This is a genomic window from Arthrobacter sp. BK1 (assembly GCF_056680055.1).
Window position 1 is genome coordinate 801,896 of sequence record NZ_CM155263.1, and the last position, 12,425, is coordinate 814,320.

Genomic DNA, 12,425 nt, shown 5'->3' on the forward strand with positions numbered 1-12,425 from the left:
CGTGAGGCGTTCAGCACCCGCGGACGTCGACGAAGCAGCGTTGGCCCGTAGCCGTCAAGCACTCCTGGGGCAGACCACCAGCAGCAGCCCTCACAGATCAACGGGTCATCGCATCCCGGGCGGGCCTGAATCAGCCTGCAACCCTGTGCCGGCGGGCAGGAGCGCCTCCGGCAGGTAAGCCTGCCGGTCTTCCAACAGGTGTTCCGGCCAATGTGGTGGTTCCCAGTCGGGTTGTTCGCTGGCGTAGTGTCTGCCGGTGGGTGAGATCCAGCCCGGTGGTTCGGTCGTGGTGGCGGGTCCGGGTGTCCAGCCTGTGGTGTGCCGGAGCTTGTGATGCTTCGGGCACGGCTGGGCGAGGTTGCTGATGGCCGTGGTTCCGCCGTGCGCCCACGCGAGGAGGTGGTCCGCTTCGTTATCCAGGGAGACGTTGCTGCAACCGGGAAACGGGCACTTGCCATCCCGGAGCCTGAGCCATTGGCGTTGGGCTTTGGTGACCGGGTAGCTGGTCCGGCCGATCTCCAGCGGCGCACCGTCCCTCGGGTCGATCAGGACCCGGTGGAAGGAGGAGGCGCCGTCGGCGATGAGCCTGCGTGCCATGGTGACCGGGATCGGACCGTACCCGTCCAGCATCGCCGGTTCATCCGTGGCACCGAGGAGCGACATGACGGGCACGGTGACCAGGACCTGCGCCCGCGGCACCGGGACCCGCCCCACGGCACTTCCGCCCTTGCCCCCACTAATGGTTCCGCCCCCACCCGGCTGGCCGGCAATCTCACCTGTGCCTTCGAGGAGCAGGGCGGCGGTGATGTCGGCACGCATCTGGGTCAGGGTGCGGTCCTCGTCCGGGCCCTGCAGCGCCCGGGCCGCGGCCGTGGTGCGGTTCCAGATCCCGGCGGCCTGGTCCGCGGGCAGGTACGCCGAGAGCCAGGCCATGCCGTCCCGGTCCGGGCGGTATTCCAGCCGCCGGTCCGCCACAGACCGGGTGTGGCGTTTTTCGATGCTGACCGGGTGGTGCCGTTCCCGCCAAGTCCGGGCCTTATGCCGGAACCGGGACGCGACCAGTTCCCCGACCGGGCCGCCACGATGGGGGTTGGGCGCGTCAGGGTCCAGGAAGTGCCCCTCCAACGCCTTCGCGGCCGCAGGGTCAAGGTTGGTGGTCTCATCCACCATCACCCGGGCGTGCTGCCACGAGATTTCCCCGGCCGTGAGTGCGGACAGGGTCAACGGCAAATCAGTGGTCAGAGCCTGGGATTCGGCCAGCAGGGCCCCGGCGGTCCGTTCACCGACCGTCAGGGCACACGCGACCTCAGCCACGACCGCCATCTCGTGGGCCCGGTCAGACATATCAGTAGCCGCCAGAGCCTGGGCCGTGCCTGCGTAGCCCGCCGCTGCGTGGACGGTGACGGCGGCGACCTGCGCATTGATCCGAGCAGTCAGGGCCAGCGTATCCAGCCAGCCATCAGCCTCCCGGCGCAACGGATCCCCATCAGCACAGCCGGCAAGCCCGGCAGAATCAGCGGCCCCTGTGAGCCCGACAGAGTCCGCGGTCCCGGGACACCTAGCGGACCCCGTGAGGCCGCCAGACCCCGCCAGCCCGGCAGAGTCAGTCCCGCGCTTGGCCGCAGCGAGCAGCAGGGCGGCGGAGGCACAAACAGCCTCCGCCGCCTCAACCGCTGCCCTGTTCCCCATACCCACATCATCCCGCCGGGCACTGACAAAAACCCCGAAGCTACAGGCCTATGTGGATAAACCTGGGCCCGGTGGATGACTGTCATATCCTCAGTACCTACTGGCGCCGTTAGCTGGCGCTCTTCTGCGCCACGATTTCGATCTCCACAAGCATCTTGGGGTCCAGGAAGGGCAGGACGTGCACCAGCGCGAGAGTGGGACGGATCTCGCCGAAGACCTCGCCGTGCGCCCGGCCTGCTTCTTCCCATTTGCTGATGTCCGTGAGGTACAGCTTGGACTGGACCACGTCCTCGAAGCTGAAGCCGGCATGGGCCAGGACCGTCCCGAGTTTCTGCAGGATGAACCGGGTCTGGGTGTAGAAGTCGTCGCCCACAATGCCGTCCTCACCGCTGGCGGCCGTGGCAGAGATGAAGAGTGTGTTGTCCACCTGGACAGCCCTGGAGTAGCCGAGGGTCTGCTCCCAGACGGAGCCTGTGCCGAAAGTTTTGCGCATGGTGGGCCTTTCAGTGCTGAAAATGAGTCGGCACCACTTTAGGGCGGCTAGACGTCGAGCCGATAAACCAGCAGCTTTATGTCGGTACCCGGTACCAGCCAGTCACGTTCCGGGACGCGTGTGAAGCCGATTTTCCGGTACAGGCCATGGGCGCTCTCCCACGTCTTGCCGGTGGTGAGGGCCACGGCCTTGATTCCCGCGAGGGTGCGGGCGTGGTCAATGATGGCTTCCACCATGGCCCTGCCGGCCCCGCTCCGCTGAACCGCGGGGTCCACCACCAGCATCCGGAACTCCAACTCATCCGCGAGGGCGATGTCGGCGTATGGTTCGCCGGCAACTGCCAGGGTCACGGAGCCCACCACGCGCCCCGCCCGTTCGGCTACCCAGATGGTAGCCTTCGCTGCACGCTCAGCGACCTCCTGGACCTGCCGCATGTAGGGGTGGTCCGGGCTGTCGAAATACCCGGCGGCCAAGTAGGAGTTCCGGGTTATCCGGGCGATGGAATCGAAGTCGGCCTCAACGGCGGGTCGGATGGTTATCTGCGGCTGCACCCGACAATGCTAGTGGCCGGGCATGGTCAAAGCGGAAACTTCCCTGAGAGTTCCAGTGTTCCGGCGCAAGTCCAGGCCGCGAGCCTGTCGTCGTCAGTGGGTCCACCATCGAGCGGACTGGTCAGGCGGGGCCGCCGGACCCAGCAGCCGGCTTCTTCGGCGATCAGCGCGCCGGCGGAGAAATCGTGCTCGTTCAGTCCGCGCTCACCGTACGCGTCGTGGGTTCCGTCAGCCACCAGGCAAAGGTCCAGTGCAGCCGAACCGAGCCGCCTGACGTCCGCGAATCCGTCCATCAGGTTCGCCAGCAAAGCGGCCTGTTCCGAACGGATGGCGGGATCGTAGCTGAAGCCGGTGGCCAGGATCTGGCCCGCGCGGCCTGCTACGGGGCCTTCCAGCCGGGTCACCCGGCCGCTTTCCTCCAGCCATGCCCCTTGTCCCCGCGCAGCGTAGTAGATGCGGTTCAGCGCAGGTGCGTGTACGACGCCGGCCAGCCAGACGCCGTCGGGATCCGCCACTGCCACCGAGGTGGCGTAGTAAACGATGTTGCGGATGAAGTTGGTGGTGCCGTCCAGCGGGTCGATGGACCAGCGGTAGCCGCTGGGTTCCGTTGGGCGGGTGGTGCCATGTTCCTCGCCGGTGATGGTGTCCTGCGGCCTGGCAGCGGTGATCGCATTCCTCACCGCGTTCTCAGCGGCCACGTCAAAGGCTGTGACCCAGTCACCTGAGTCACCTTTGTTGCTGACTTCCAAAGCATCGCCGTTCCGTGAGGCCAGGACGGCGGCTCCCGCAGCAGCGGCACTCCTGGCCACCCCAAGCAGCCCAGTGACGGGCTCCGGATTGTTCATTCGGCTTCCTGCTTCGTTTGGCTGGCTGCAGCTTCACCGGCGTCAGCTGCGGCAGCCGGTCCGTTCGCCAGCAATTCCCGGAAACCGTCCTCGTCCAGCACGGGAACCCCCAATTGCTCGGCCTTGTCCAGCTTGGTCCCGGCGTTTTCACCGGCCACCACATAGCTGGTGTTTTTCGACACCGAACCGGCCGCTTTGCCTCCCCGGACCAGGATGGCTTCCTTGGCTTCGTCGCGGCTGAAGTTCGGCAGCGAGCCCGTCACCACGATGGTCAGGCCTTCGAGGGTGCGCGGTGTGGACTCATCACGTTCGTCCTCCATGCGGACCCCGGCTGCCGCCCAGCGGTCGATGATTTCCAGGTGCCAGTCCTCGGCGAACCATTCCTTGAGCGCTGCGGCGATGGTGGGACCCACCCCGTCCACATGGGCCAGGTCCTCCTCCGACGCATTCCGGATGGCATCCATGGTGCCGAAGGCCTGGGCCAGCGCCCGTGAGGCCCGCGGGCCAACATGCCGGATGGAAAGCGCCACCAGCAGGCGCCAAAGCGGCTGGGCCTTGGCCTTTTCCAGTTCCTGGAACAGCTTCACGGTGGTGGCTGTCGGTTTTGACGGCGACTTGGCTGTGCCCTTGCTGTAGAAATACGGCACGAGTTCGAACTCGCCGGTTGCCACTCCCTTGGAGCGCTTCTCCCGGCGGATCCTGACGTTGGCCAGATCCTCGGGGGTGATATCGAACAGGGCTGCCTCGGTGGTCAGCGGCGGCACTTCCGGCTCTGCCGGCTGGGTGAGTGCGATGGCGGCCTCCCAGCCAAGGGCCTCGATATCGAACGCCCCGCGGCCGGCGAGGTGGAACACACGTTCCCGCAGCTGCGCCGGGCAGGACCTGGCGTTGGGGCAGCGGATATCCACGTCCCCTTCCTTGCCTGGGGCAAGGGGGGTTCCACAGGAGGGGCATTCGGTGGGCATGACAAAGTCCCGCACCGGCGGATCCTGCTGATCGCGAAGTGCAAGCACGGGACCCACGATTTCGGGAATGACGTCGCCTGCCTTCCGCAGCACGACGATGTCGCCGATTTTCACGCCCTTGGCCTTGACGACGTCCTGGTTGTGAAGGGTTGCCATTCCTACTGTGGACCCTGCCACTTTGACGGGTTCCATGACGCCGAACGGGGTCACCCGGCCGGTGCGCCCCACGTTGACGGCGATGTCGAGCAGCTTTGTGTGGACCTCTTCGGGCGGGTACTTGTACGCGACGGCCCAGCGCGGCACGCGGGTGGTGTAACCCAGGGCGCGTTGGGTGGCCAGATCGTCAACCTTGACCACGATGCCGTCGATTTCGTGCATCAGGCTGTGCCGTTTATCGCCATAGCCCTTGATGAAGGCCAGGATTTCCTGCAGGCTGCCCAGTACCTCGAAATACGGGCTGACGGGGAGGCCCCACTGCTGCATCACGGCGTAGGTCTCGGACTGGCTCCGCGTCTCCAGCCCTTCGCGTGCACCGATGCCGTGAACAAACATCTTCAACGGACGTTTCGCAGTTTCCGCAGGATCCTTCTGCCGGAGGGAGCCTGCGGCGGCGTTCCGGGGGTTGGCCAGCGGCGCCTTGCCGGCCTCGATCAGGGCCTCATTGAATTCCGCGAACGCCTTGGACGGAATAAAGACCTCGCCCCGGACTTCCATTTCCGGCGGAAAGCCGGTCCCGGTCAGTTCCTGCGGGATTTCCTTGATGGTGAGCACATTGTGGGTGATGTCCTCCCCCGTAGTGCCATCCCCGCGTGTGGCTGCCCGGACCAGTTTGCCGTCGCGGTACAACAGGCTGACGGCCAGGCCGTCGATCTTCAGTTCCGTCAGCCAGGCAGGCCGGCCGGCGCCGTTCCCGATTTTCGCGACGGATGCCTCGGCCTTGGTGATCCATGCCTCCAGCTCCCCAAGCGAGAACACATCTTCGAGGCTGTACATGCGTTGCAGATGTTCGACGGCGGCGAACGCGGCTGAGACTTCGCCGCCCACCTCCTGCGTGGGCGAGTCGTTGGACACCAGTTCCGGGTGGAGCGCCTCGATCTCCTCCAGGCGGCGGAAAAGTGTGTCGAATTCAGCATCCGAGACCAGGGGTTCGTCTTCCTGGTAGTACGCGAACCTGTATTTCCTGACCAGGTCAGCGACGTTTTCGTATTCCTCACGCACTGACCCGGAGGGAACGGCGTCCTGCTCCGGAGAGTCCTGGGTGCTGGCGATAGTGTTCCCTGCGGGGCCCGATACTGTGCTCACAAACCTATCTTGCCTTACTACCGGCGGCTCCAGCCTTCACCGGCTGCATCGGCCCTCCCCGACGCCGGAGACAGGTTAAAGCCGAAGGGCCCGGACACTGTGGTGTGTCCGGGCCCTTGCGGTGAATGCTTGGGTGCTGCTGGCTAGCGTGAAGCCTGGTCCTGCTCGTTGGCGTTCTGGGTGGCCTTCTGGCCGGCGTCCTTCAGTGCCTGGATGACCTGGTTCAGCGCACTGGTGTGGGTCCCGTGCCATTCGCTGCGGAAGTGCTTGGCGTCCGGGCCTTCCCACGTGGTGCTGTCCAGGAGGCGGGCCAGGTTGGTCCGCTGCTGCTCGATCTGGTCAGCACCGTTCTGCAGCTTGGTGCCGAGGGTCCTGAGCTGCTCTACATCTGCGCCCCAAATAGCCATCTGTTTTCTCCTCATTTTCTTGGATCCGAACGGTGTCGGCATCCCCAGCGGCCTCCGGCTCATCCGGAAGATCCATCACCTAGAACCTATCCCGGCCCCCAAACACTGTCGATGGGGACCGCTGCCCATACAGTCCTCCCCATAAAGTCAGCGCGAGGAGTACCGGGCCCGTACACGAATTGGGTCAGGGCAAGAGCCGGGCCCGTGTACGAGGCGGCTTAGTGCGAGGCGGCTTAGTGTGAGGCGGCTTAGTGTGAGGCGGCTTAGTGTGCGGCGGCTTAGTGTGCGGCGGCTTAGTGTGAGGCGAACCGGTTCCGGCCCCACCAGGCGAACGCCAGGCCGGCAGCGCCCACCAGCAGCACCCCGGCCATGATGGCCAGCAGTCCGGCGCTGCCGAAGAGGCCGCCGCCGTCGTTCCGCGACACGGCTGCCGCCTGGGTAGGTGTGGCCGATTTAGTGATGGGTTTGTTCCAGTTCGATTCCGTGGAGGGTCCGGTAGCGGACGGCGAAACGCTGGCTGCGGTGCTGGTGGGAGAGGCCGACGCCGTCTCCTCAGTTGGCGTATCGCCGGGTTCCGGAGCGAGGGTGGCAACAGGAGCGGGGGCCGGCTCTGCGGTCACTGGTGCCGGCGCGGGCGCGGGCGGGGCCGGCGCGGGCGCCGGGGGCTCCTCGGTGGGCCTGGGATCCGGTTTTCCGGGGTTGCCGGGCGGCGTCTTCTGGTCATCGGCGTCGACGAGGACCAGATCGCAGGCCAGCAGGCACGTGGGGGTTGGCTCATTCGTTTCGGCGTGCGCAGGAACCGCCGCCGAAAGCCCTACCGAGAGCGCCAGCACCGTACCGGCCACCGACGCGGACACGTCGCGGAGCACAGAGGAGGATCGGGTCATGGGTTACCTTTTCGACGGCGCGCGGCCCCCACCGCGGCAAACTTGTGTTTCCCGTAGTCTGCTACAGCCGCCACGGGGCCGCAAATCCCGCAGGATTCACGGCCCCGCCGGCGTAGCCGCTGTCAGTCCCTGTTTTCAGGTGGCAAGGCGACCTGCAGTTTCCGGGCTTTGCCACGTCCCACGATGTAGCCTCGGCCTGGAATGAACTCCGGGCTGATCCTGCCCAACGACGTGTTCAGCAGGCTGTCGCCTTCGATGTCACCCGGGTTGAGCAGCAGGCCTCGGCGCCCCGATTTGAAGGGCTGCGACAAGGACCAGGCAGAGGACCAGGTGGAGGTTTCGGACTCGCCGACCACCCACTGATCGGCCTTGAGCGACGCCGTCACCAGCTGCGAGACGCCCGATTCGGCGATCGAATCGGTGAACTCGGTCAGGCCTTCGATGAAGATCGCCACCTTGCCGGGATTCCCGGTGGAGTGCTCAATCAGGTCCTCGACGACGTCGGCCAGATCGTCTGCCCCCACCACCGAACGGTTCCAGACCGGGAGGGATGCCACGGCGGAGCGGCGCGAACCGATGTAGACCAGTTCCGTGTCCGGATTGGACCGGCGCAGGGCGTAGGCGAGACTGACCAGCGCAACCGTCCGGCCTGCCCCGGGAGGCCCTGCCAGAAGCAGGGAACCCTGGGCCATGATCCCGGCCGGCTCGAGGGTTTCGTCGTCGACGCCGATAACCGGCAAATCCAGGCTTCCCGCGGGGAGCATGTCCAGGTCCACCTGCTCCGGAAGCCGCTGGATTTTCGGTGCCTGCTCCAGGCCCTGGCGCAGCATGGCCTGGCTGAGCTTGTGGACCTCGCGGGCCTGCAGCGCCAGGTTGGAGTTGCCGCCCAGGACAGCCAGCTGGACCTCCAGGCCGCCCAACAGGCCACGGCCTGGCGGCGAGGAACTGTTGAGAACGTCCTTCGGGACGTCCAAGGACATGTAATCGTCCTCGGAGGAAAGCCGCAGCACCAGCCTGCGCTGGATGGAAGCGAGCAGCGACGCCGGGACGGAGTTGGGCCGGTCCCCGGTAACCACGAGGTGGATTCCGAGGGGACGGCCGTCTGTGGCGAGCTGAAGGAAGATGTCCCAGAGAGCAGACAGCCTGCTGTATTCGTAGGTCTCGCGGAAAGCCGACATGCCGTCAACGAGCACAAAGATGCGTTTCTCATCCGGACGGTCGGCTAGGGTCCGGTATTCGCCGATGGTTGACGCCCTGACGTCCGCGAACCGGGCAGACCGTTCCTCTGCCAGGTCCCGGAGCATACGCAGCAGCCGACCCACACGCTCGACGTCGTCGCCGCTCATGATCTCACCCACGTGCGGCAGGTCTTCGAGCATGCTCAGCCCCGAGGAACTGCAGTCGATCCCGTAGATGTGGACCGGACCGCCGCGGGGAGTAACGGCGGCGGCAATCGCAATCCCCCGCAACGCCGCCGACTTGCCGGAACCGCCCGTGCCGTAGATGGCCATGTTGCCGTCTTTGTCCGGCTCGTAAAAGACCGTGGGCTGTTCCTGGCGGGCGGGGTCATCCGCCACACCCAGAAGCAGCCGTTCGTCGGTGCGGGGGTTGGGCAGCTTGGAGAAGTCATAGGTTTTGGCGAGCTCGTCCAGCCACGGTTTGCGCGGCGGCCTGATGGCCAGGGAATCCGCAGCCCGCACGATGTTGGTGGTCATCCTGGCGATGTCGTTGGGGCCGGCGGGAGCTTCCTTGACCGGTTTCTCCGGGGCAGGCGCCTCCCAGCTTGGCCCGGAACCGAACGCCATTTCCACAATGTCGATCTGGGGACGCTGCGGCTTCTCCGTGGTCCAGCCGCCGGCATAGCCGGTCTGGAATCCCTGGATGCGGCCGGGGCCGGTTTTTGCGGCGCCGCGGCCCGGGATGGTCGGATCGAAGTAGGCCGCGTCAGGCACTCCGAGGATGTCGGTGGCGTCGTCCTCGTCCGCCATGCGCAGGGCAACCCGGAGGTTGGTGTTGGCCCGCAGGCTGTCCTTGATGACGCCGGACGGGCGCTGCGTGGCCAGGATCAGGTGCAGCCCCAGGGACCGGCCGCGGGCGGCCACGTCCACGACACCGTCCACGAATTCAGGTACTTCGGTGGCCAGTGCAGCGAACTCGTCCACCACGATGATCAGGTATGGCGGCGCCTCCGGATCGGCTTCGCGCTGGAGCGCCAGCAGGTCCTTTGCCTTCTTCCGGTTCAGCAGGTGTTCGCGGTAGTGGAGTTCGGCGCGGAGGGATGTCAGGGCGCGGCGGACCAGGTGCTGGGACAGGTCGGTGACCAGTCCAACAGTGTGGGGCAGGTTCAGGCAATCGGCGAATGCCGCGCCGCCTTTGTAGTCGACAAAGAGGAAGCTCACCCTGTCGGGGCTGTAGGCGGCGGCCATGCCCATGACCCAGGACTGCAGGAACTCGGATTTGCCGGCGCCGGTGGTGCCGCCCACGAGTGCGTGCGGGCCCTCGTTCTTCAGGTCCAGGTAAAGGGGTTCAATGCCCTTGGACCCCACCAGGGCACGCAGGGTTCCGTTATCCTTCCGGTTGGGCACCGCGGAGGCGTGGACGGAGTTGTTCTCCTCCCAGCGTTCCGCGACAGCCTGGGGATTGTCCAGGAAGTCCTTGCCGATCAAGGTGGCGTACGAGACTGCGCGCGGCAGGTCGGAGTCGTCGCTGACGGGCTTGCCGACGTCGACCACCGGCGCCAGCATCCTGGCGAGCTGGGCGGCCAGTTCGGCGTCGAGGCTTTCACAGCTGACGGGATAGGTGTGGCGTCCCAGCCGGACCTGGCCGGTAGTGGTGCCGTTCTCGCCGTCCACCACCATAAAGTCCCGGCACGCTGCCGGGAGGGCCTGGATGTCGGTGGCAACCCACATCACGTGGACGCCGGAATCCGGCCCCCGTTCGGCGAGGCGGGTCAGCCTGCCACGGTCAACCGGGGCATCATCTTCGACGATGACCAGGACGGCCGGCAGCACTGGCGCCGGAAGCTCATCCTTGGCAGGGTTCAGGGCTGCCCTCGGTTCGGGGGCAGAACGCCCGGCCATCGCCTCCCTGGCGTCGAGCAGGTCCTCGAGCCTGGCCAGCAGGGCGGATCCGCCGGCGGAGCCGGCGGCAAGGTGGTCGCCGGCGAGAGGGCTGTGGCCGGAGCCAACGTGCGGCAGCCACTGCAGCCAGTCCCAGCGCTGCCGGGACTGGGCCGAGGTGATGGCAGTCACCACGGCTTCCGCCGGTGAGTGCAGTCCCACGAACTGCAGCACCATGCCGCGCGCGACGTCGTCCACGAGGCCGCGTGCCCCGGCAACCCCGAAGGACCCCGCGGCCCGCAGCTGGGAAACCACCGGGACGCCTTCGATGTCCCGGAACTGCTTCAGGCAGTCCTGGATCTCCCGCATGTACTCAACTTCGGTGTCGTTGCTGGCGGGTTCATCGAAGATAATGCGGGACGGGCTGGTACCGAGCCCGAACCGGAGGCCCAGGAAGCCGACGTGCTCGGGGCGGTGCGTCCACAGGAGCGGGCCCAGCTTGTAGATGGAATCCACGGTGTCGCTGACTGACGGGGCTTCCTGCAGGCGTACCGCGCGTTCCACATGCTGCAGTTCGGTGATGTCCTGGCGGAAAGCCGCCATGGATTCACGGAAGTGCTTGAGCTGTTCCTTCTGCTGGCGCCTGGTCTGCATCTTGTGGTCCACGTAGTGCCCCACGATGAACAGCGGCATCATCATCATGAAAACCACGGACAACACGTTCCGGGTGATGGCGAACATCACCCCGCCCATCAGGAGCGGGGCCATCAGCATCAGGTACGGGAAAGCCTGGTGGTCAGGCCTTTTGGGCCCGGCCGGCGGTACGCGCTTGGGCGCATCGAAGCGGGGAACCACCCGCGGGGAGCGGTTGAAATCGACAAGCGGCGACGTCGGTGCCGCCCCGTGGTTGCGGCCCAGCGGAACCACTGTGAGCGTGGTGTCCCCCAAGGTCACCGTGTCCGAGGAGTTCAGCGTTGCCCGGGTGACGGGGAGGCCGTCCATCAGCAGCCCGTTGGCCGAGTTGGTGTCAACGATTTCCACGACCTCGCCGACGGTGATGCGCGCATGGCGCTTGGACGTCATCGGGTCCGAGAGGCGGATGTCAACGTCCCGGTCCCGGCCGATGTAGCTGGTGCCGGAGGGCAGCGAAAATTCCTGGCCGACGTCGGGCCCTGAAAGGATCCGCAGGGTGGCAGCGGCGGGACCGCGGTTGGCGCCGGGGGCGTTGAAGAGTTCGCTGACCTCGGTCAAGGAAACAACGGAGCCCGGGCGCAGGCCCGATTCGAGGAGGTTGTCCGTGCGGGTCAGGATGTTGCCGCGCATTCCGCCGGCCACAAATGCCTCGTCGATCCGCAACGAAAGGTTCTCCGGAGCGGCCGATCCCTTCCGGTCGGGATCGGCGGCCCACAGTTGGGTGGCGATGTCCGCCACCGTGGCCAGTCCGTCGACCGTGACGGCCAGGTCCTTGGTTTCCGCCGGATCCCGGCGGAGTGTCAGCCGGATCCTCATCCTTCGTCCACGCCCCTCATCTTTTCGAGCAAGTACAAATCGTCCGCGGTGACCAGGTGCGAGGTGACGGCGTGTTCGACCAGCCTCGCACGACGGTTGGTGGCCAGCTTTCCGCCGCCGCCGCGCAGCCCCACCACGCCTACCCTGTCGAGTTTGTCGCAGACGTTGTCCAGCTTCCGGTTAAAGCGGGTCAGGGCCCACCCCAGGGTCTTGGCTGCTGCGGCCGAGGACGGGATGGCGCTGAAGCCGGTCCCTTCGCGGCGCAGCATGGGTTCGGCGAGCGCCACGATGAGTGCCCGCTGGGAATCCGTGAAGACCACCGGGCCGATGGTGGTTTCCCCGTTGCTGTCGTCTTCGCGTGATTCCTGACGGAAGGAAGGCGTCTTCAGGTGCACGGCGAACTCGTACGTGGTGGGGCCCGCAGTAAAGATGACATTCGTGTGGCTGAACACCAGGGGAATGCGTGCACCGGGCGACAACCATGCCTGCATGCCCCCGGAGCCGTCCGCGACCGTGGCGGAGAGCATCCTGCCCACGTTGCTGAGCCACCAGATCCCGTCGTAGCGGGCTACCTGCAGGAACTGACGGTGAAGGTAAGGGTTGTCATCCACCTCGAGGTCGCCTTCGCGGCCGATGTTGAAGATTTCCTCATCGGACGGTTCGTACCATTCACCACAGAAATCTATTGCTAGATCCCCCATTTTCCGTGCCTCCTCGT

General features: G+C 66.2%; 9 protein-coding genes. All 9 read right to left on the reverse strand.

Annotated features, from left to right (window positions below; genetic code table 11):
• Positions 1-105: 105 nt before the first annotated feature.
• The 9 genes from AC1MCA_RS03630 to AC1MCA_RS03670 all read right to left on the reverse strand — a co-directional run bounded on the left by AC1MCA_RS03630 (position 106) and on the right by AC1MCA_RS03670 (position 12,408).
• Entirely contained in the window at positions 106-1,689 is a 1,584-nt protein-coding gene (locus tag AC1MCA_RS03630) for an HNH endonuclease signature motif containing protein (RefSeq protein WP_479801283.1), read from the reverse strand.
• 109 nt (positions 1,690-1,798) lie between these two features.
• A complete protein-coding gene (locus AC1MCA_RS03635; protein WP_479801285.1) occupies positions 1,799-2,182 on the reverse strand; it encodes a RidA family protein in 384 nt (127 codons plus the stop codon).
• Between the two features lie 47 nt (positions 2,183-2,229).
• Positions 2,230-2,733 carry a GNAT family N-acetyltransferase gene (locus AC1MCA_RS03640; protein WP_479801287.1) on the reverse strand — a complete coding sequence of 168 codons (504 nt, stop codon included), beginning with the start codon at positions 2,731-2,733 and terminating at the stop codon, positions 2,230-2,232.
• A gap of 26 nt (positions 2,734-2,759) precedes the next feature.
• The gene (locus tag AC1MCA_RS03645; RefSeq protein ID WP_479801291.1) at positions 2,760-3,578 is read right to left on the reverse strand and encodes an inositol monophosphatase family protein; all 819 of its coding nucleotides are present in this window, start codon (positions 3,576-3,578) and stop codon (positions 2,760-2,762) included.
• Positions 3,575-5,812, reverse strand: coding sequence for an NAD-dependent DNA ligase LigA (gene ligA / locus AC1MCA_RS03650; protein WP_479803279.1), 2,238 nt, complete (start codon positions 5,810-5,812; stop codon positions 3,575-3,577). Before ligA ends, AC1MCA_RS03645 begins: the two co-directional genes overlap by 4 nt.
• Before the next feature lie 176 nt (positions 5,813-5,988).
• A complete protein-coding gene (locus AC1MCA_RS03655) occupies positions 5,989-6,252 on the reverse strand; it encodes a WXG100 family type VII secretion target (RefSeq protein WP_108598805.1) in 264 nt (87 codons plus the stop codon).
• A 293-nt stretch (positions 6,253-6,545) separates the two neighbouring features.
• Complete coding sequence (locus tag AC1MCA_RS03660; protein WP_479801294.1) at positions 6,546-7,139, reverse strand: hypothetical protein; 594 nt, start codon at positions 7,137-7,139, stop codon at positions 6,546-6,548.
• 122 nt (positions 7,140-7,261) lie between these two features.
• Entirely contained in the window at positions 7,262-11,707 is a 4,446-nt protein-coding gene (locus AC1MCA_RS03665) for an FtsK/SpoIIIE domain-containing protein (RefSeq protein ID WP_479801296.1), read from the reverse strand.
• The gene (locus AC1MCA_RS03670; RefSeq protein WP_131682018.1) at positions 11,704-12,408 is read right to left on the reverse strand and encodes a hypothetical protein; all 705 of its coding nucleotides are present in this window, start codon (positions 12,406-12,408) and stop codon (positions 11,704-11,706) included. The genes AC1MCA_RS03665 and AC1MCA_RS03670 overlap by 4 nt, the downstream gene beginning before the upstream one ends.
• Positions 12,409-12,425 lie beyond the last annotated feature (17 nt).

What these genes read in the sequence shown, in the direction of transcription:
- AC1MCA_RS03660 (WP_479801294.1), bottom strand. Translation starts at nt 7,139, where the DNA reads ATGACCCGATCCTCCTCTGTGCTCCGCGACGTGTCCGCGTCGGTGGCC.
- AC1MCA_RS03655 (WP_108598805.1), bottom strand. Translation starts at nt 6,252, where the DNA reads ATGGCTATTTGGGGCGCAGATGTAGAGCAGCTCAGGACCCTCGGCACC.
- AC1MCA_RS03665 (WP_479801296.1), bottom strand. Translation starts at nt 11,707, where the DNA reads ATGAGGATCCGGCTGACACTCCGCCGGGATCCGGCGGAAACCAAGGAC.
- AC1MCA_RS03670 (WP_131682018.1), bottom strand. Translation starts at nt 12,408, where the DNA reads ATGGGGGATCTAGCAATAGATTTCTGTGGTGAATGGTACGAACCGTCC.
- AC1MCA_RS03635 (WP_479801285.1), bottom strand. Translation starts at nt 2,182, where the DNA reads ATGCGCAAAACTTTCGGCACAGGCTCCGTCTGGGAGCAGACCCTCGGC.
- AC1MCA_RS03630 (WP_479801283.1), bottom strand. Translation starts at nt 1,689, where the DNA reads ATGGGGAACAGGGCAGCGGTTGAGGCGGCGGAGGCTGTTTGTGCCTCC.
- AC1MCA_RS03645 (WP_479801291.1), bottom strand. Translation starts at nt 3,578, where the DNA reads ATGAACAATCCGGAGCCCGTCACTGGGCTGCTTGGGGTGGCCAGGAGT.